Source organism: Tenuifilum thalassicum, assembly GCF_013265555.1.
Classification (GTDB): Bacteria; Bacteroidota; Bacteroidia; order Bacteroidales; family Tenuifilaceae; genus Tenuifilum; species Tenuifilum thalassicum.
The window spans coordinates 2451209-2470776 of the sequence record NZ_CP041345.1 but is presented as its reverse complement, the minus strand read 5'-3'; the positions used below and the strand labels follow the sequence as shown (position 1 = coordinate 2470776).

Below are 19568 nucleotides of genomic sequence, written 5' to 3'. Positions count from 1 at the left end.
AAAGATAAAAACATCGGGAGGAAAGAAATTTCGTAAATATTTTATTGACCAAAATAAGGGGTAAAAAACATTAAAATTTATTGACCAGAGAAAAAAGAAAAATATATGTCTTTGTAAAACAATAAGATATATTGACAAAAAGAAGGGGTAAAAGTATCTGTATTAAAAAAATAACCCCCACCAACGAGCCGCAGGTCAAACGCATCGAGGAGCTGGTGGATAAGATACTGGCGGCAAATGCTTCGGCAAGCTCAGCATCCAACCCGCAGGCGGATACGAGTAAGTGGGAGCGGGAGATAGATAATTTGGTATATTCGCTGTATGGATTAAATGAAGAAGAAATAAAAATAATCGTAGGGGCAAATGATAATTTGCCCCAAACAACAATGAATAAAAATGAATAAATACAAACCCAATATCCACCATCGGCATTCCATTCGTTTGCGGGGATATGATTATTCGCAGGCGGGGGCGTATTTTATCACCATTTGCACGCAAAATCGGACGTGTTTGTTTGGCAATGTGGTAGATGGTAATATGGTGTTGAATGATGCGGGGATGGTGGCACAAAATTGTTGGTTAGAAATACCAAAACATTTTCCCAATACAACATTGGATGAATTTGTAATAATGCCCAATCATATTCACGGAATCATCGTCATTAACATTGTAGGGGCGAATAATCATTCGCCCCTACAATGTTCGCCCCAACAACAACAAAATCATTCGCCCCTACATTTGCCCCAACAAACGTCGGAATTATTTCAATCACCGTCCCGTTCCATTGGTTCCATCGTTCGTGGTTTTAAAATTGGTGTTACAAAATGGTTTCGTCAGGATACGGATGTGTATCATGTTTGGCAACGCAATTATTATGAACACATCGTACGAAATGATGATGAATTAAACGCCATCCGACAATACATCATCAACAATCCATTGAAATGGCGGGATGATGAGAATTTTATGAAATAACAATCACCGTTTGCCCCAACCAACGAGCCGCAGGTAAGGCGCATAGAGGAGTTGGTGGAGAGGATATTGAAAGAGAACCTCACCCCCGGCCCCTCTCCTTATAAAGGAGAGGGGTGTCCGATAGGACGGGGTGAGGTGATAAAAACCAAACGTCATTAAAAAGAAGGATATTATTCAACAAGCTCGAGAACTCAGAAAGAACCAAACGCCTCAGGAAGAAAAACTTTGGGGTTTCCTACGAAATAGAAAATTAGCAGGTCTAAAGTTTTATAGACAGCGTCCGATTATATATGGGTATGAGGGAAGATATTTGTTTTTTATTGCAGATTTCTACTGTCCTGAAAAAAAAACTTGTGATCGAATTAGATGGTACTTTTCATGATTATCAAAAAGAATATGATGCACAGAGAGACAGAATAATGGGAGAAATGGGGATTAATGTGTTGAGATTAAAAAACGAGGAGTTGAATGACATTGAACAGGTGTTGGAGAGGGGCCGGGGGGTGAGGTGTCAATCATAATGCGTTATTTCTGGTTAAAATAAACTCTGCTTGATATTTACGAATTTATTTGTGCAGGGGAGCAAAGTTTAAAGATTATCAACCTTAGCCTCAATGGCATCCTGTATTTCTGTGGGGATGTTGGTGAAAAAATCGTAACCGGTTAGGTTCTCTATTGAGTCAACGTTTACCCTGTAAGATGTCCAAGGCTTTTGTGAGCACTCCTGATTGTTGGGTATTACTACAGCAATAACCCGAGTGGATTCCGAAATTCGGTAAAGGTCATTATTCCCGTCGGGGATAACAAGGGCAATCTTCCAAACCAGCTCAGGTACAACCACCCCTGATTTAAGTACCGTGAATGTTCCCTTGCTGCTAGTACCACCCTCGCCCCAAGGGCCGCTAAAGATATAAAGTTCAGAGCCTGATTCTGCCAAATCGCGACAGTAGTTCTCCAGGTCGGCCCAAACCTTCTGGTTGTTATTTGGTGATTGGGGCACCATGTTGGTCATATAGAATGTTGCCGAGTTGTCCTCAATGGTTATGGTCCGGTCGGCACTGGGACACATGTGGCCACGGTCGAAGCCGTACTGCGAGTAGTAAAAGTCTGACTCGGTTACGTGGTACCACTCGGCTGGTAGGGTTTCGTCGGCTCTAAAGTCATTCTGTCTGGGTACACTTCCCATCCACGATGTGTTCAGGTGCCAAGCAACCCAGTTGGCTGTTTGCTTTGAGTTATTGTATGAAAGCACATATTGGCTTTTTACCATTAGGTAGTTGTTGGCATCAACAATGTTTGCAGTAGCGTTACTTGGATTTCCAAGGAGGAGGTGGTCGTTGTCTACTAACGAAGGACCAGCATCGCTTGTGGTAAAAGTTCGTTCCTGGCTATAAGCTGTTCCTGAACTGCTGGTAGCGAAAGCTCTGATGTAGTATTGTGTGCCTGGTTCTAACCCCTCAATGCTGCAGGTGAATGTTGAACTTGATGCGTTACTTTCAACCTTGTTGTCGTTAATCGTTGGTTCTTGGTTTTTACTCCAGCAAAAACCTTTAGATACGATCTCTTGCTCACCATCGCTAATAATAGAGGCAGAACATTGGGCCTCGGTCTTATCTACAAGAATGAAGTTAATGTCCGAAAGTTTTGGTAGCTCCTGTTTGGTTGTAAACTCGATAGTATTCCCATAAGCCGTTCCCACCTGATTGGTGGCATAGGCCCTAACAAAGTATTTTGTGCCTGGTTTTAAACCAGAAATGTCAACTTTTAAATCGCCAACTGTTGCTTGGTTTACAGTCCTGTAATCGGAGGTAGAGGGGTTGCCAGTAAGATTCCAACAAACACCCGCGCTATTAATTTTTGAGCCACCATCATCTAAAATGCTTATTAATCCTATTGCAGAAGCGCTACTGATATTCGTAATCTCTTTTGTTTCAACCTTAGGCGTATTAGCTTGATTTGTACATGACAAAGATAAAATGATACTCTGGCTAATTAAGAGTAGGAGAAATACTTTACGAATCATAGTTAAAAATTCATTAATTGAGAACCGCAAAGTTATAAATAATATAGCCACTGTTTGAATTGGCTATGTTTAGGTGTGCTAAAAAGAAAAAGAATACAAAAATGGAGCGATCTATAGAAAATTAGAATAAACAAAGCCTTTGTTATTTGGGCCTGAAAGAAGTTTAGTCTATGTGTTCTCCAAGTTCTTTGGAATGTTGAGGCTGACTTTGGTTCCGGTTGGTTTCCCGTTTTTGTCGTATAGATCGACAATTCGAATGTTAAATTTTTGGCCATACATGGAGTTGAGTAGGTCGATTCGTTGTTGGGTTATTTGGAAGCCTCGTGATTTATGGTTTTTGTTGGACTCCTCTCGTATCTTTTTAGCGTATTCCCTGCCCACTCCGTCGTCTTCAATTGTGCAAAGCACTGAATCTCCAATATCCCTAATGTTTATTTGTACATGTCCCGATTTATCAGGTTTTAGCATAATGCCATGCCAAATGGCATTTTCTACAAAGGGTTGTATCATTAGGGTTGGTATTTTCACTTCAAGTATCGATTCGTTATTGTCGTAATCAATCGTGTAGGTAAATTTACCTTGAAGCCTAAGGGCTTCAAGTTCTAGGTAAAGTTTTAATGTGTCTAGCTCATCACGAAGGGGGATTGCTGAATGTAATGAGTTGTCAAGTGTGAACCTCATTAGCCTTGCAAATTTGGTCAGGTATTTATGCGAGCTTATGGTATCTTTTTCTAGAATGTAGTATTGGATTGAGTTCAGTGTATTGAAAATGAAATGCGGGTTCATTTGTTGTCTTAACGATTGCTGTTTGTAAAGGTTGATGTTATTTAAAAGGGCGTTCCTCTTTTTAAGCTCCGACATTCTGTAGTAGTAAACCAGGTATAGTAATAGGCTGAATATGATGGCGAAAAGTGCAATAAACCAAATTTTTTGCCAGATTGGGGAGTTTACAATAATTAGCATGGAGCTAGTGGGGCCCCAAATCCCATTTGAGTTCTGTGCCTGAACCTCAAATTTTAGCTTGCCTGGTTTTAAGACACTGTACAAGCATTGGGTTGATGAGGTATAGACCCAGTTGCTATCCAGGCCTAGCAGACGGTATCGGTAAGGGATTCGGCCCATGTTTTTATATGCAATACCGTTGAAAGAAATAAGCGCATATTTAGTGTCATATTTTAGGGGAAGCGTATCAGGAACAAAATTGCTTGCGCTATCGGGCGTTTCTATTGAAGTGATGTATACCTTTGGGGGGGTTGTGTTGGGGCTAAATTTATTAATATCGATAATAGATAGACCTTCCGAGGTGCCTATGTAGGCTAAAGAGTCCGTTATGTACAGGGCAGATATGTCATTGCTAATAATACCGTCGGACTTAGTTATGTTCTGTATTTTGAATCCTTCCTTATGTGATGTAATAACTGAGAGGCCCTGTCTAGTTCCTACCCAATATCTTCCATTTCTAAATTCTATTTGTGTTATAGAGTTAGATATTAGTCCTTCGTTTTTAGAAATTTGGCTTGTTTTTCCATTCTTTTCGAGTATTACTATACCTGCACCATTAGTACCTATCCAGAGTGTTTCATTATATGGGTTATATAGTACCGAACTGCCTGAGTATGCAAGAAGCGGGTCAATATCACCCATAAACTGATACAACTTGTTGGCGTATTTCCATAAACCATTGTAGGTGAGGAACCAAATGTCCCCTTGGTCATCTTCTTCTATTGCGAGTGCCATGGCAGAAAAACCGTCGTTTCTAGAATCATAAACCACTTTATCATTCTCAACCTTGATAATTCCGTTAGCCGTTGCCACCCAGTAATAGTTCCCAATTCTGCTTTTGATGATCTTTCTGGGGTAAATGGTGTTTTTGTCTTTTATAACGTGGAATTTGTCGTTCTGTAAGTAACCCAGATGCCCAAAAGAACATATCCAAAGCTTATCGTTTTTTTCATCGCCTAAAAATGAACGAACGAATGATGCGTTACCTGAGTTTTTCAGTAGGTTTATTTTGCTTATTTTTCCATTTCTGATAACATCAACCCATCCCATCTGGTAGCCTAAATAAATATTTTCGCCCTTCTCATAAACAGCTTTAACCCTTATGTCGCTTATCCCATTTTCTTTGGTGATGGTTTGAATATGTATATCGGGGATGTAAATTATTCCGTTATTTAAAGTCGATAACCAATAAGCTCCCTCTGTATCTTTAATAACTGAGGTTATTTGAAAGTTTTTTAAGATCTTTTTCGGTCGAAAGGAATTTTTATTTGAAATGGGGGAGAATTTTATTCCTCCATTAAAATCGCTAACAAATAGATATTCGTCATCCTTGCTCAGCCAAATGATGTTTGATGTTGATTTATCAATCCATTTGGGGCGATTGTTCTCAAAATAAACAAGTGTACCTTCGAATGATGCGTAAATTGTTGAATCAGTATCTTTTATGGCGTAAGTGTATATTGGTGTATTTATTTTGATGATGTTTTCTAAAGAAATTTTTACATTTTGTTTGTTGGAATGAATTAATAAATCCTTGCTATTTGTTTTTTCATTGGTTGTAATTAAAATCTTATTGCTAGATATTTCGTTAAATATAATCTTTGTATCTTCATCTACGTTGAGCTTTTTGAAAATTCCTTCTGGGTTAATATGCATTATGCCATAATTCTTTACTCCAAGGTAAACATTGTCAAGGGTGTCAACATAAAATGAAAGTTTTAAAGGGCCCCTCGATTTGGTAGGCATGTGTTGCCTAATTTTGTAGTTAAACGGGTAAACGTGTATTTTCCCATTTTCATAGTAGCACAACTCGCACGAGAAAGGGACAAACCAGATACGACCTTTGTAATCTTCGTAAATCTCAAATACAATATTATCGACTAAGCCTGTTTGTACATCAAAATTTTTAAAGTTGTATCCGTCAAATAAACTTACCCCATTATTTGTGGCAATCCAGATATATCCTTTTGAATCCTGAAAGATGTGGTAGGTTTCATTGCCTGCTAAACCGTCATTAACGGTAAATCTTTTGTAAACTGGGTCGAACTGAGAATAGCCTTGAACAACGAAGCAAATAAATACCAAGAGCAATATCGCTCTTAAGCAAAATAATTTAGATAGATGAGTAAGTTTTTTTCTTTTGCTAGTCATCAATGCTAAGTTAATTAAAATTTGAATAAAGCAATCGCTAAAACAAAAAAAAGCCGCTCAACTGAGCGGCTTTTTTGAAACAATATGAGTTCACATTATTCTAGTCCGGCTAACCTTTTGTAGGTGTTGTAACGCCATTTTGCATTCTCCTCAGCGGCTTTAAAGAGCTCTTCAGCCTCTTGAGGGAACGATAACTTGAGTGAAGTATAGCGAACCTCACTGTTTAGGAAGTTCTGGAATTGGCTCCAATCGGGTTCCTTTGAATCTAGTTGGAATGGATTCTTACCTTCTGCCTCAAGTAGAGGGTTGTAGCGGTAAAGTTGCCAGTAACCAGATTCAACTGCAAATTTCTCCTCTTTTTGAGTCGATCCCATACCCTTCCTAATTCCATGGTTAATACATGGAGCATAGGCAATGATGATTGAAGGTCCAGGATATGCCTCTGCTTCTTTTATTGCCTTGAAGTACTGGTTGTGGTTTGCGCCCATTGCAACCTGTGCCACGTAAACGTAACCATACGACATGGCCATCATGCCAAGGTCTTTCTTACGGATGCGTTTACCAGCGGCAGCAAACTTAGCAACTGCAGCAACAGGTGTAGCTTTTGATGCTTGTCCACCAGTATTTGAGTAAACCTCTGTGTCAAGAACAAGTACATTTACATCAGCACCTGAGGCTAATACATGATCGAGACCACCGTATCCTATGTCGTATGCCCAACCATCACCACCAAGGATCCATACCGATTTCTTAACTAGGTAATCTTTAAGTGCTAGGATCTCATTGGCAAAGTCGTTGTTTTCTATCTCAAGAGCAGCAACAAGTTTTTCAGATGCTACCTTAGACTGTTCAGCATTGTCCTTGCCATCAAGCCATTCCTGCATGGCTTGTTTGGTTTCTGCTGTAAAGTTGCCATTAAGAGCGTCTTTTAGCCTTAGCGCAATGCGGTCGCGGAGTTTTTCAACACCGGTGGCAATACCAAAACCATATTCAGCATTATCTTCAAATAGAGAGTTTGCCCAAGCAACACCTTTGCCTTCCTTGTTTGCACAGTAAGGGGTTGAAGGTGCAGAACCACCATAGATTGATGAACAACCTGTAGCGTTAGCAACAATCATTCTGTCGCCATATAGCTGGGTGATGGCTTTGATGTATGGGGTTTCGCCACAACCTGCACATGCACCACTAAACTCGAATAATGGTTGAGCAAACTGGCTGTTCTTAACCGATTTCTCTTTGCCAAGAACATCCTTGTAACCAACCTTCTCGTGCATGTACTCCCAGCGTTCAGCTTCAGCCATCTGTGTTTCAATTGGCTTCATCTCAAGAGCCTTAGTCTTAGCAGGGCAAACATCAGCACAGTTTCCGCAACCTGTACAATCGAGTGCGCTTACCTGAATGCGGAAGTTGTATTCTTTTGTGCCACCATTGCCGCGAACAGTCTTTGTCCCCTCTGGTGCATTCTTAAGCTCTTCGTCGGTTAAAAGGAAAGGACGAATAGCAGCGTGAGGACATACATATGAACACTGATTACACTGGATACAGTTTTCTGGTATCCATTCAGGTACATTTACAGCAATACCACGCTTCTCGTATTTAGTTGTTCCAGCAGGGAATGTACCATCTTCTCTATCAATAAAAGCGCTAACTGGTAGGTCGTCGCCTTTTTGTAGGTTGATAGGCACAACAACCTTGTTGATGAACTCAGGAGCCCCAGGAATCTCGCTCTGTTTTTCAGGTTCAAGGTTAGCCCAATCTGAGGGAACATCAACTTTAATTACATCACCACCACGATCAACAGCCTCATAGTTCATACGGAGAATCTCTTCTCCTTTACGACCATACGATTTTTCAATGGCCTTTTTCATCTCCTTAACTGCTAAATCGTAAGGGATTACGTTAGCAATTTTGAAGAATGCACTTTGCATGATGGTATTGGTGCGGTTGCCCAAGCCAATCTCCTCAGCAATTTGTGTAGCGTTTATAATGTAGAAGTTGATGTTATTTTGAGCCAGATAGCGTTTTACAGAATTTGGAAGTTTTTCTTTTACCTCTTCTGGGCTCCAAATAGTATTTAATAGGAATGTTCCGCCTTTTTGCAATCCCTTTAGCATATCATATTTGCCAAGGTATGCTTGTACATGGCAAGCTACAAAATCAGGGGTATTTACAAGATAAGGTGAGCGAATAGGCTCATCGCCAAAACGTAGGTGCGATATTGTGATACCACCTGACTTTTTAGAGTCGTAGGCAAAGTATGCTTGGCAGTATTTATCGGTATTGTTACCAATAATTTTGATTGAGTTCTTGTTTGCTCCTACTGTACCATCAGAACCTAATCCGTAGAATTTGGCTTGGAATGTACCTTTAGGCGAAAGGTTAATCTCCTCGCCAACAGGTAGCGATTTGAATGTTACATCGTCAACAATACCTACAGTGAATTGGTTCTTAGGCTCCTTCAATTTGAGGTTTTCAAATACGGCAATCATTTGAGCGGGCGTTGTGTCTTTTGAACTTAAGCCATAACGTCCACCAACAATAAGAGGAGCGTTCTCCATTCCGTAGAAAAGATCCTTAACATCTAGGTATAGAGGATCGCCATTAGCTCCAGGTTCTTTGGTTCTGTCAAGAACAGCAATGCGTTTTACAGATTTAGGCAGAACTTTAAAGAAGTATTTAGCAGAGAATGGACGGTAAAGGTGAACGATAACTGCACCAACCTTCTCACCTTTCGACATTAGGTAGTCAACGGTTTCCTTGATGGTGTCGGTTACCGAACCCATTGCAATGATGATGTTTTCAGCGTTAGGGTCGCCGTAGTAGTTGAATGGGTGATACTCGCGTCCGGTTAACTTGGTGATTTCCTGCATGTATTCCTCTACTACATCGGGAACTGCATCGTAAAACTTATTAGCAGCCTCACGTGCTTGGAAATAGATGTCAGGGTTTTGTGCAGTGCCGCGGGTAACAGGATGTTCTGGGTTTAACGCCCTGTCGCGGAAGGCCTGCAATGCTTCCTGGTCAATTAGATGCGCTAGGTCTTCGTTTTCAAGCATCTCAACCTTTTGAATCTCATGAGAGGTTCTAAACCCATCGAAGAAGTGAAGGAATGGTACCCTTGTTTTAATGGCAGCAAGGTGAGCAACACCTGCAAGGTCCATCACTTCTTGTACTCCACCAGTTGCCAGCATGGCAAAACCGCATTGACGGGTGCTCATCACGTCGCTATGGTCACCAAAAATTGATAGCGCTTGAGCAGCAATGCTTCGAGCTGATACGTGGAATACACCTGGGAGTAACTCTCCCGAAATTTTATACATGTTGGGAATCATTAGCAACAACCCTTGCGATGCAGTGAAGGTTGATGTTAATGCACCTGATTGCAAAGAACCGTGAACTGCACCAGCAGCTCCTGCTTCACTCTGCATTTCAACCACCTTTACGGTGTCGCCGAATATGTTCTTACGACCAAATGCCGACCACTCGTCTACATACTCAGCCATGGTTGACGATGGGGTGATGGGGTAAATAGCCGCTACCTCACTAAACATATATGCTATGTGAGCCGCAGCATAGTTACCATCACAAGTAATGAATTTTTTTTCTTTTCCCATTTCAGTTTGATTGTTATGATGGTTAGTAATAATTTTTTAAAGCCCATGCAAAGTTAATATTATTACATGATTTTTTCTATGCTTTACAACAAGTTACATCTTATTGTTTGTTTGCTAACACATTGAGTTTGTTTGCCATAGTGCACTGGTTGGAAAATAATCACATTACGATTCGTTATTATTAAGGCCAATAAGGTTATAATTTATAAGTGTTATACGTTTGGATGGAGATTTGTTTAATTTTATTTTTAAATGTGATGTCGTTTTATTAGTTTAGCAAAGTTCAAATTTTGCTAAAAAAAGTTAAATCAAGATATCCTTAAAAACCAAACCTATGCCTAAACATTATAAAATTGGAATTTTAAAGGAGACTAAAGTTCCACCCGACAGAAGGGTGCCATTAGCCCCTAATCAAGCAGCCGAGGTAATGCGAAAGTTTGAAAACGTTGAGGTGGTTGTTCAACCTAGTGAAATTAGGTGTTACAAAGATGCTGAGTACAAAAATGCTGGGGTGCCTTTGCAGGATGATCTGTCGGATTGCGATTTGCTCATTGGTGTAAAAGAAACGAAAATCAACGCCATACTACCTGGCAAAACTTACATGGAGTTTGCCCATGTGGCCAAAAAGCAGCCACACAACCAAAATCTTATCCAAGCCTTTGCCGCTAATAAAAACTCAATAATTGATTACGAGTATTTAACCGACCAAAAAGGCGTTCGGTTGGTTGCTTTTGGGCACTGGGCAGGCGTTGTTGGGGCGTATAATGCCTTAAGAGCAATTTACATAAAAAATAAGATTGGAGAGCTACCACCTGCGCATGCTTTGCACGATTATAATGAGCTTAAAGGTGTTCTAAAGGATATTAAACTACCTGGTTTGAAGTTCGTATTGACCGGTGGCGGTAGAGTTGCAGGTGGTGCTATTGAGGTGCTAGAGCAGGCTGGGATAAAAGAAGTTTCCCACGATGATTTTTTGTCAAAAGATTTTGATGGACCTGTTTACGCACGTTTAGATCCCTGGCACTATGCCCGGCGTAAGGATGGCAAGCCTTTTGAATGGGATTACTGGGTGAGCAATCCCGCTGAACACGAGAGCGCATTTTTGCCATATGCACATTCTGCAGATGTGTTTGTGGCATGTCATTACTGGGATTATCGATCGCCTCATTTCTTTACAATAGAGGATATGAAGCAGCCCGATTTTAGGATTTCCATTATTGCTGATGTGAGCTGCGATATTCCTGGTCCAATTCCTTCAACCATTAAGGCTTCAACAATTGCAGAGCCGTTTTTTGATTTTAATCCCGTTACAGGTAAGGAGGAACCCCCATTTGGTTGTGGACAAAATGTTACTGTAATGTCGGTTGATAACCTTCCAGGAGAACTTCCACGCGATGCTAGTGAGTTCTTTGGCCGGTTGCTCATCGACAAGGTGTTCCCCCATTTGCTTTGCGATGATTGCGATGGTGTCATTGAACGAGCAACAATTCTTAAGGATGGTAAGCTAACTCCACGATATGCCTACCTGCAGGATTACCTTGATGGGAAAGAATAAACTTACGATATTAAACCGGTGTGAATTCACCGGTTTTTTCTTGCTTTCTCAACAAGGAGTAAATCGGCTAGAGCAATTGCAGTAATAGCCTCAGCAACAACTGGAACTCTTAGGGCAATGCAGGTGTCGTGTCTGCCTTCAACAGTTAGAGTATCTACCTTACCTGTTTTTATATTCAGTGTTTGTTGTGGCTTGGAAATGCTTGAAGTGGGCTTAACTGCAATCCGAAAAACAAGGGGATTGCCATTGGTTATGCCACCTGTTATACCTCCTGCATTATTAGTTGCCGTTTTGCCTGAACTCTCTATGATTGAATCGTTGTGTTCGGAGCCTTTCATGCGCGAAGCGGCAAATCCACTACCAAATTCAATGCCTTTAATGGCAGGAATGGCAAACGCCAAGTGAGAAATGACGGATTCTGCCGAGTCGAAAAACGGTTCGCCAAGCCCAATGGGTATGCCAGTGGCAACACACTCTACAATTCCGCCGATTGAATCGTTTTGCTTTTGCGCCTCCTCAATGGCAAGGTCGATGTCGGTTTTTCCACCAGCTTCTATGAGCTTAGCTGCTATGCTAATTTGTGGGATGACTTTTTTGGCAACCACACCTGCAGCAACCAAGGCAAGGGTTAACCTGCCCGAAAAATGACCACCTCCCCTGTAATCGTTGTAACCATCAAACTTGCTATGGGCAACAAAGTCGGAGTGCCCAGGTCGGGGAATATCTCTCAACTTGTTGTAATCTTTTGATTTGGTGTTGTTGTTGCGGAATATAATGGTTAGAGGCGCACCTGTTGTGTGCTCGTTGAACCATCCAGCTACTATTTCGGGTATATCGTCCTCGGTGCGTGGGGTTGTGCCTTTTCGTCCTGATTTTCTTCTCAATAAATCGGAGGTGAAATCACTAGGCGACAACTTTATTCCAGGAGGGATGCCATCGATGGTTACACCTACCAATGGCCCATGCGATTCCCCAAATATGCTTATTCGATATATACGTCCAAATGTATTCATGTTTTTTATCGGTTTTCTTGGTTTATCTGAATCTTTTGTAAATCTTCAAAAAAGTCTGGGTACGATTTATTTACAGCTTCTGCATTTTCAATTTCAACTTCACCATTTGCATTTAGTGCTGCAATGGCACATGCCATGGCAATGCGATGGTCGCCATGTGAATGTGTTGTAGCCGATTTAATAGTGCCACCTTCAACTATCATTATGTCATTGTTAATCTCAATGTTAACGCCAAGTTTGGCAAACTCTTGTTGAAGTGTAGCCGCTCTATCCGACTCTTTCCCGTGCAATCGGTTAACGCCTAGTATTTTAGTTTTGCCTTGGCAGTTTGCAGCAAGTGCAACTAAAGGTGGGAATAGGTCGGGACAGTTACGTGCATCAAAGTCAAAAGCTTTAAGGTTTCCTTTTCTTACCGAAATGTTACTTTCATCAATTGATATGCTTGCTCCAGCATTCATTAGGGCTTCGATTATTGCCTTATCTGCTTGAAGCGACTTGGGATTTAGGTTTGTAATATCTACTTCGCCTGCAATAGCACCGGCAACAAGCATAAATGTTGCGCCACTCCAATCGCCTTCAACATTAAAGTTACGGGGAGAGTATTTTTGACCTGATACTATTCGATAGGCGTCGTTGGATTGCCTATCAACCTTAACGTTGAACTCATCCATTAGCTGAATGGTAAGGTCGATGTAGGGACGGCTATTCAGGTTTTTAACACGAATGGTAACATCGTTTTTTGCAAAGGGTGCTGCCATTAAAAGTCCGGTAATTGCCTGTGAACTCAAAGAACCGTCTACCTCAATTATTCCCCCCATAATAGGTCCGTTAACTGTTATGGGGAGTTTCCCATTGTTGGTTGTGCAGCTTACGCCCAACTTGGTAAGTCCGTCGGTTATCATGCTCATTGGACGGTTGGCCAAAGAGCCTTCCCCTGTCAGGGTGACAGGCTTGTCGAATATTGAAGCAATAGCTGAAAACATCCTAATGCTTAGCCCCGATTCTCCGCAATGAATCTCGTCCGATGGCCATTTTAATCCACCAGTTATTGATAGTTTGCTGCCATCTCCGCTAATGCTTGCCCCCATCTTCTTGCAAATATCAATGGCTGCAAGGCTGTCGTTACTATTGCCCACATTGTATATGGTTGAATGCCCATTAGCCATGCTTGCCATAGCTATAGCTCTTTGCGCAACGCTTTTGGATGCAGGGGCCTTGAGCTTTCCTTTAACTTCCGAAGGTGCTATTAATCTCTTCATCTAAAATCTTCTTGAATTCATTTTCGTTCTCTGCTGAGATAAGAATGTCATAATCGCTAGCGTCCATTTCGTTTGGGGTGTTGTGCAACCATTTTGCCTTTATGCTTTCTCTTTTTAGGTTGATTTCTACCGCTTTGGCCATTGTTTCAATGGGTGGGGTGTCATTTTTGAATAGTTTATAAGATGCAATTGCCTGATGAATGAGCCAATGTTTTCCCGATATTACATTACATCCATGGCTGGCAAACTGAGAACTAATTTTCGACGGACGGTAATTAGCATCGAGTAAGGTTAAGTGCTTGGGTATGGAAATGTGCTCAAGCGGGTTAACATCGGGTAGAAGGGCCGATACAACAACATCAAAATTCTCAATCCTTTTTGAAATGTCGCTCAGGTTTATTAGCGAAATGTTTTGTTTTTTACAAATCTCTTCGGCTTTATGCTTTGTCCTGTTAGCAATATAAACTTCTGCATGCGACCTCTTTAGTCCAAACGCTGCTGCCGCTGCAGCTGGTCCAGCACCTATCACTAGGATTTTCTTCCCTCTCAAATCGATGCCAGCCTCAAGCAATGAGTTAGAAACGCCAATATGGTCGGTGTTATAACCTGTTAGCTTACCATTGTTATTGGCTATGGTGTTTACTCCTCCAATTTCGTTGACTTCAGGATTAATACAATCAAGAAACTCAATAACCTCGGACTTATACGGTGTGGTTATGTTAGCGCCTTTGATGTCGTGGGTTCGAATGATGTTGACTATATCTTTCCCACTTTTGGGGCGTATTCGAGTGTATACTGCATCAATGTTTAGCTCTTTGAAAACGCTATTAAAGAGTTGTGGACTCCTGCTATGAAGTATGGGGTTGCCAAAAACTGCGTAGGTTTCCATTAGTCGATTGGATTGATGGTGTTTAGCAAATTGTTCATGTTTATATAATCTAGCTGTCCTGGAGCAGTTTGGTTTCCTTGCAGGCTGGCATAGGAAAAAGGTGCACCTAACAGAGGGGATGCTATGCGTGTAACCGTACCAACTTGCCCCATACAAAATGCTATTAGGTTTGAGTGCTTTTCGTATAACGATAGTATCCTTGAGCAATCGGAAGGACTATTTGCCATGCATGCAATTTTAGTATAATCTGCATGGCGTAATTTCGTCTTTTCAATTAAATTTTTCAAAGTCGATAGGGTAGGTGTACCATCAAAATTATGATAGGATACAATTAACTTGCAGTTGTGGTGCTTTGCTTTTACAGCAATTTCACTTATAACCTCTGCAGGTGTGTCAATATCTACGTCAACCATAGCTGCACCCCATTCAATGGCTTTGTTTAGGATGTTTTTCATTAAGTCATATTCATTGGACTTTGGCCTATATGTAGCTATTAGGTTTTTGTGCAATGCAAAACACTGTTCTATCTCTTCTTCATTCAAGCTAAGCAAGTCAATCCTAATTTCTGCCACAGATAGTTTTGGAAGGAGCTCCTTTATCTCTTCGAATCCAATATTGCCTATGCTAACACAAATGTCATGTCGGATTTTGCTCATCAATTTCTTATTTACTGTTTTATAAAATCTCGTATTTCGTCTAAAGTCATACTTACTATGGCTGGCTTGCCAATCCCTTTTAGTAAGATGAAGTCGATACGATTTTCATTCCGTTTTTTGTCTTTAACCAAGATGTCAAAAATCTTTGTTGGCGATTGATTAGTACAAACAGGTAATTCAAATGTTTTGAGAAGGTTTATTATTCTGAGGTAATCTCTGTTAAGTAGAAGCCCCTTGTGCATGGAAAGGCGGCAAGCAAACTCAATCCCAATGCTCACTGCTTTACCATGTGGTATTCCGGTTAGTGTTTCAACTGCGTGCCCCCAGGTGTGCCCGAAGTTGAGAAGTTTTCTAATTCCCTTTTCTCGTTCATCGGATGCAACAATTTTTTCTTTTACCTTAATTGAATAGGAAACATGCTTTGAAATAGTGGGCTGCTTTAGCTGAAGCAAATCATCGCATTCTTTTTCCATCAAGTCAAAAAGATGTTCGTCCGAAATAAGTGTATGTTTTATCATTTCGGCAAATCCATTTACTAGTTCATCGTTTGGGAGTGTTTGTAGAAGATTTGTATCACAAATCACAAAACTAGGTTGATTAAATGTGCCAACGATGTTTTTGTAGCCATCGAGGTCAACTCCGTTTTTGCCCCCAACGCTAGCATCAACCTGCGAAAGCAAGCTGGTAGAAACAAATCCAAATTCAATCCCTCTCATGTAGGTTGAAGCCACGAAGCCTGCTATGTCGCAAACCACGCCGCCACCAATTCCAAGAATAAAGCTGTTACGGTCGGCATTGTTTTCAAGTAGCCAGCGGTAAATGTTTTCAACATAACTTAGCTGTTTCGACTTTTCGCCAGGTGTGATTGAGTATACGGGTGCTTTAGGAAAACTATTCCGATAAATCTTCTCAACATTTTTGTCGGTTATAATGAATATCTTTTTATTAGGTAGATATTTGACGGTATTTTCAATCCTTTCATCAATAATAATTGTTGAGCTGGTGCTATTCCCTTTTAGAATGATTTTTTCCATGGCGATATTTTCTTTTGCCAAAGTTAACCAATTTTCATCATTTCGTTTTTTTGGTTTGCTAAAGCTTCCTGGGCTTGTAGCGATTCGCGGTGTATGCTATTGTAAAGGTTTTTGATGAACTCAGTTCTGAGTCCCATTTTGAATCCTTTCCCAATAACTTTAGCTAAAACATCATTCCATCGGTCTGGTTGGATGATAGCTTTTCCGGTTTGACTTTTAACCTTTGCAATTTCTGTAGCAATGGCCATTCTGTTCGATAGCGCCCAAACCAACATTTCGTCTAAAGCATCTATTTCAGTTCTTAGCTCAGCCATAATATCTTCGTCGGTATTGTCCTTGTTAAGAATAGAGTTGATAATGGAGTTGAACTGGTTGGGCGTAATCTGTTGCTTAGCATCGCTCAATGCTATTTGAGGATTGGGATGCACTTCAATCATCAGTCCATTGAATCCAAGCGATAGAGCGCGGCGAGAAAGGATTTCAATGTAAGCGGAATTGCCTGAGATATGGCTTGGGTCAGATAAAACCATCAGTTCTGGGTTGTTAGCTTTAAGCTGCAGTGCTACCTCCCACATGGGAAAATTTCTAAAGGGTGATGAGTTCATCATGGTAAATCCACGATGAACAGCGCCAACCTCATTAACTCCAGCAAGGCGCAGCCTGTTAATAGCACCTTCCCAGAGTTTAAGGTCGGGGCTAAGCGGATTTTTTACAAGAACAGGGACGTGTACTCCACGTAAGGCAACGGCAATCTCTTGTACAGCAAAAGGGTTTGAAACCGTTCGTGCACCTATCCATAAAAGGTCGGCACCAAACTTTAAAGCCTCGTAAACGTGTTTTTCGTTAGCAACCTCAGTGGCAAATGGCATGCCTGTTTCTTGCCTTACCTCCTTAAGCCACTCAAGCGCTTCGGAGCCGTAGCCTTCAAATGAGTTTGGTGTGGTTCGTGGTTTCCATACGCCAGCTCTCATGTAGCTTACCTTTCCGTTTCTTTTTAGCTCATTAGCCACGCTTAAAAGTTGCTGTGGCGATTCGGCACTGCAAGGGCCCGCAATAATTAAAGGCTGCTGCCTCCTGATTTTGCTGCCTTCTCTAGAATCGTTGCATTTCATGGGATTGAGTTTTTGAGTTTTGATTAATTGATTCGAATATTTTTCTTACCTGGTTTGCATTTTCAAACAGGAGCTTTAATGCTTCTTCATCGTTATGCCTAATTGCTGTTTCAATCTGTTTTAGCTGATGTTGCATTTCGCTTAATGCACTCAGGATGTTTTTTTGATTCTGCATAACAATTGGAATCCACATGCTTGGACTACTTTTGGCCAATCGGGTTGTAGAGTCAAATCCGCTTGATGCGCAGCTAAAGGCATCGTTGTAGGTTTCGGGACACGCTGCTGAATTGGCCATTGCGTATGATACAAGCTGAGGTAGGTGCGATGTGAAAGCAACCGTGTGGTCGTGCTCTTTGGAGCTTATAAATCTTACGCTGGCTCCGAGAGTATCCCAAATTTGAGCAACAATATTAATTGCTCTACTATCCGATTTATGTTCATCGCAGATATAAACCATTTTGTTATGAAACAGGGTTCTTGAGGCAGAACTTGGTCCATGCCCTGTGTTACCAGCCATTGGATGCGTGGCCACGTACTGCTTTCTTTTAGGGTGGTTGGAAAGCTCATTGCAGATTTGCTCTTTGGTTGAGCCTACATCGAATACTACTAGCTCCTTTTTGCTTCTATAAAGTAACTTGCTTACAATGCTGCTTATATGATTGACTGGTGTTGCAACAATAACGATATCGGAACGAGTGCTTATCTCATCAAGATTAACATAAGAATCGATGAAATATGAGTTGATGCAGAAATTTACATGTTCAGGATTTAAATCAAATCCCAGTATCCTTTTAGCTTGCCCTTTCAGCCCAGCTGCGATTGAGGCGCCTAGCTGTCCAAGCCCTACTATTCCTATAGTTAAGCTACTAGTTTTCATTTTGATTTCTGTTGATGTTTGCCTCTTTGTATATTCCAAATGTTTTGAGGTACGATGTGTTTTGCTTTAATGCACTAATGGCTAGTTCAAAATCGTCGCGATGCCTGAAAACAAGGTCGGCATGGAAATAGTATTCCCATGGGCTTCCAACTTGTGGCAACGATTGCAAAAGGGTTAGGTTCACTCCATATCGCGAAAAGGCCGACAGGGCTTTCTGGAGACTCCCAACCTTGTGTTGTAGCGCAAATGCAATGCTTGCCTTATTGGCCACCTCTGATATTTCTGCAGGTTGAGTTTTCCCTATCACAACAAATCTTGTATAGTTGTTCGGGTTGTTCTCTATGGACTTAGCTATTGGTTTTAGACCATAGATTTTTGCTGCTTTTTCACTAGCTATTGCAGCAACTCCTTTTAGCTTGTTTTCCGAAATAAGCCTTGCGCTAAGCGCAGTGTCGTCGGTTGATACTATTCTTACATCGTGTAGGCTATGTAAAAACTTGTCGCATTGGGCAATTGCCATTGGATGGGATTGTATCTCTCTAATGTTGTTTATTGATTGCTCCGGAAGTGCTATTAGGTGTTGCGATATTCTTAAAAATATTTCTCCTTCAATTTGTAGGTCTGAGTCCCTTAGTAATGAGTAGTTTGGAAGTAAACTCCCTGCTACGGAATTCTCAATTGCCATGATTCCCTTATCGGCGGCTCCTTCCGATACTGCTTTTACCAATTGCTGAAAGGTTAAGCATTCAACTATCTCTATATCTGTCCCAAAATATTTCTCAGCCGCTTCCTGGTGGAATGAACCTTTGAGTCCCTGAATTGCAACTTTCTCTTTCATAAAATTATTTTATTTTGGTTTAGGTATTTACTAAAAAAGCCCCGCTTTTACGGGGCTTCACTTTTCTTTAGTTCGATTTATATAAAAGTGTTAGAGCCCCACGAGTTTCGTGAAGTAGTAAAAGTAAAAGTAGTACTGCTCTTGGCTTAGGTTGAATGAATATGTATTTCTCATTTCTTCTTTTTAATTATTGGTTAAACAAAAAAGCCCCGGCTTTTGCCAGGGCTGAGTTATTGTTAATCGGTTTATACAACTTAATTTACACAACAATTACTCAGCCCCCACTTGCTAAAGTAGAAGTAGTAGCTATAATAAAAGCAATTGTTGTTAAACGCTCTCATAGTCCAAACATTTGTACAAAGGTAAAAATAATTTATTTTGATTTGCAAATTGTAAACATGTTTTTTTATATTTGCATCGAAGATAAAGTTAAAGATGAGTAGAATAGGTAACATTAATCTTTGGTGGTGGCACAGTAACAAGAGTTGCTGTGTTAAGCCTTTGTAGCCTATTCTTTAAATAATAAACGTATTTGTTCGGGGGCTTGCTTAACACAGCAAGCCCCCAGTT

16 protein-coding genes are annotated in these 19568 nt (G+C 40.9%); 5 read left to right on the top strand and 11 right to left on the bottom strand.

Annotated elements, in window-relative coordinates; genetic code table 11:
- The first annotated feature begins 131 nt into the window (after nt 1-131).
- From FHG85_RS10185 to FHG85_RS13210, 4 genes are all read left to right on the top strand, one after another.
- Nucleotides 132-404 (top strand): hypothetical protein, encoded by a 273-nt coding sequence (locus FHG85_RS10185; protein ID WP_173075521.1) that lies wholly within the window; start codon nt 132-134, stop codon nt 402-404.
- The gene (locus FHG85_RS10180) at nt 397-975 is read left to right on the top strand and encodes a transposase (RefSeq protein WP_173075520.1); all 579 of its coding nucleotides are present in this window, start codon (nt 397-399) and stop codon (nt 973-975) included. Before FHG85_RS10185 ends, FHG85_RS10180 begins: the two co-directional genes overlap by 8 nt.
- Nucleotides 976-1129: 154 nt before the next feature.
- The gene (locus FHG85_RS13400) at nt 1130-1357 is read left to right on the top strand and encodes an endonuclease domain-containing protein (protein ID WP_220429275.1); all 228 of its coding nucleotides are present in this window, start codon (nt 1130-1132) and stop codon (nt 1355-1357) included.
- Entirely contained in the window at nt 1272-1496 is a 225-nt protein-coding gene (locus tag FHG85_RS13210) for a DUF559 domain-containing protein (protein WP_220429198.1), read from the top strand. Before FHG85_RS13400 ends, FHG85_RS13210 begins: the two co-directional genes overlap by 86 nt.
- 68 nt (nt 1497-1564) lie before the next feature.
- Here FHG85_RS13210 and FHG85_RS10170 read toward each other — a convergent pair whose 3' ends face one another.
- The 3 genes from FHG85_RS10170 to nifJ all read right to left on the bottom strand — a co-directional run bounded on the left by FHG85_RS10170 (nt 1565) and on the right by nifJ (nt 9765).
- The gene (locus FHG85_RS10170; protein WP_173075518.1) at nt 1565-2998 is read right to left on the bottom strand and encodes a DNA/RNA non-specific endonuclease; all 1434 of its coding nucleotides are present in this window, start codon (nt 2996-2998) and stop codon (nt 1565-1567) included.
- A gap of 168 nt (nt 2999-3166) precedes the next feature.
- Nucleotides 3167-6151, bottom strand: a complete 2985-nt coding sequence (locus tag FHG85_RS10165; RefSeq protein WP_173075516.1) for a sensor histidine kinase — start codon at nt 6149-6151, stop codon at nt 3167-3169.
- A 95-nt stretch (nt 6152-6246) separates the two neighbouring features.
- Nucleotides 6247-9765 carry a pyruvate:ferredoxin (flavodoxin) oxidoreductase gene (nifJ, locus tag FHG85_RS10160; protein ID WP_173075514.1) on the bottom strand — a complete coding sequence of 1173 codons (3519 nt, stop codon included), beginning with the start codon at nt 9763-9765 and terminating at the stop codon, nt 6247-6249.
- A 334-nt stretch (nt 9766-10099) separates the two neighbouring features.
- Between nifJ and FHG85_RS10155 the strand changes: the two genes are divergently transcribed.
- Nucleotides 10100-11320 carry an NAD(P)-dependent oxidoreductase gene (locus FHG85_RS10155; protein WP_173075512.1) on the top strand — a complete coding sequence of 407 codons (1221 nt, stop codon included), beginning with the start codon at nt 10100-10102 and terminating at the stop codon, nt 11318-11320.
- A gap of 26 nt (nt 11321-11346) precedes the next feature.
- On the opposite strand, the gene FHG85_RS10150 is transcribed toward FHG85_RS10155, so the two are convergent.
- From FHG85_RS10150 to FHG85_RS10115, 8 genes are read right to left on the bottom strand one after another with little or no spacing between them, the layout of a single operon-like run.
- Nucleotides 11347-12333: a chorismate synthase gene (locus FHG85_RS10150; RefSeq protein WP_173075510.1), complete on the bottom strand. Its 987-nt coding sequence runs from the start codon at nt 12331-12333 to the stop codon at nt 11347-11349.
- A 5-nt stretch (nt 12334-12338) separates the two neighbouring features.
- Nucleotides 12339-13592, bottom strand: coding sequence for a 3-phosphoshikimate 1-carboxyvinyltransferase (aroA, locus tag FHG85_RS10145; protein ID WP_173075508.1), 1254 nt, complete (start codon nt 13590-13592; stop codon nt 12339-12341).
- Nucleotides 13561-14481 carry a shikimate dehydrogenase family protein gene (locus FHG85_RS10140; RefSeq protein WP_173075506.1) on the bottom strand — a complete coding sequence of 307 codons (921 nt, stop codon included), beginning with the start codon at nt 14479-14481 and terminating at the stop codon, nt 13561-13563. The genes aroA and FHG85_RS10140 overlap by 32 nt, the downstream gene beginning before the upstream one ends.
- The gene (locus FHG85_RS10135) at nt 14481-15137 is read right to left on the bottom strand and encodes a type I 3-dehydroquinate dehydratase (protein ID WP_173075504.1); all 657 of its coding nucleotides are present in this window, start codon (nt 15135-15137) and stop codon (nt 14481-14483) included. Before FHG85_RS10135 ends, FHG85_RS10140 begins: the two co-directional genes overlap by 1 nt.
- 11 nt (nt 15138-15148) lie before the next feature.
- Nucleotides 15149-16171 carry a 3-dehydroquinate synthase gene (gene aroB, locus FHG85_RS10130; RefSeq protein ID WP_173075502.1) on the bottom strand — a complete coding sequence of 341 codons (1023 nt, stop codon included), beginning with the start codon at nt 16169-16171 and terminating at the stop codon, nt 15149-15151.
- 23 nt (nt 16172-16194) lie between these two features.
- On the bottom strand, nt 16195-17283 hold the full coding sequence (locus tag FHG85_RS10125) for a bifunctional 3-deoxy-7-phosphoheptulonate synthase/chorismate mutase type II (RefSeq protein ID WP_173075500.1): 1089 nt from the start codon (nt 17281-17283) through the stop codon (nt 16195-16197).
- Nucleotides 17264-18160, bottom strand: coding sequence for a prephenate dehydrogenase (locus FHG85_RS10120; protein ID WP_173075498.1), 897 nt, complete (start codon nt 18158-18160; stop codon nt 17264-17266). Before FHG85_RS10120 ends, FHG85_RS10125 begins: the two co-directional genes overlap by 20 nt.
- Nucleotides 18150-18998 carry a prephenate dehydratase gene (locus FHG85_RS10115; RefSeq protein WP_173075496.1) on the bottom strand — a complete coding sequence of 283 codons (849 nt, stop codon included), beginning with the start codon at nt 18996-18998 and terminating at the stop codon, nt 18150-18152. The genes FHG85_RS10120 and FHG85_RS10115 overlap by 11 nt, the downstream gene beginning before the upstream one ends.
- Nucleotides 18999-19568 lie beyond the last annotated feature (570 nt).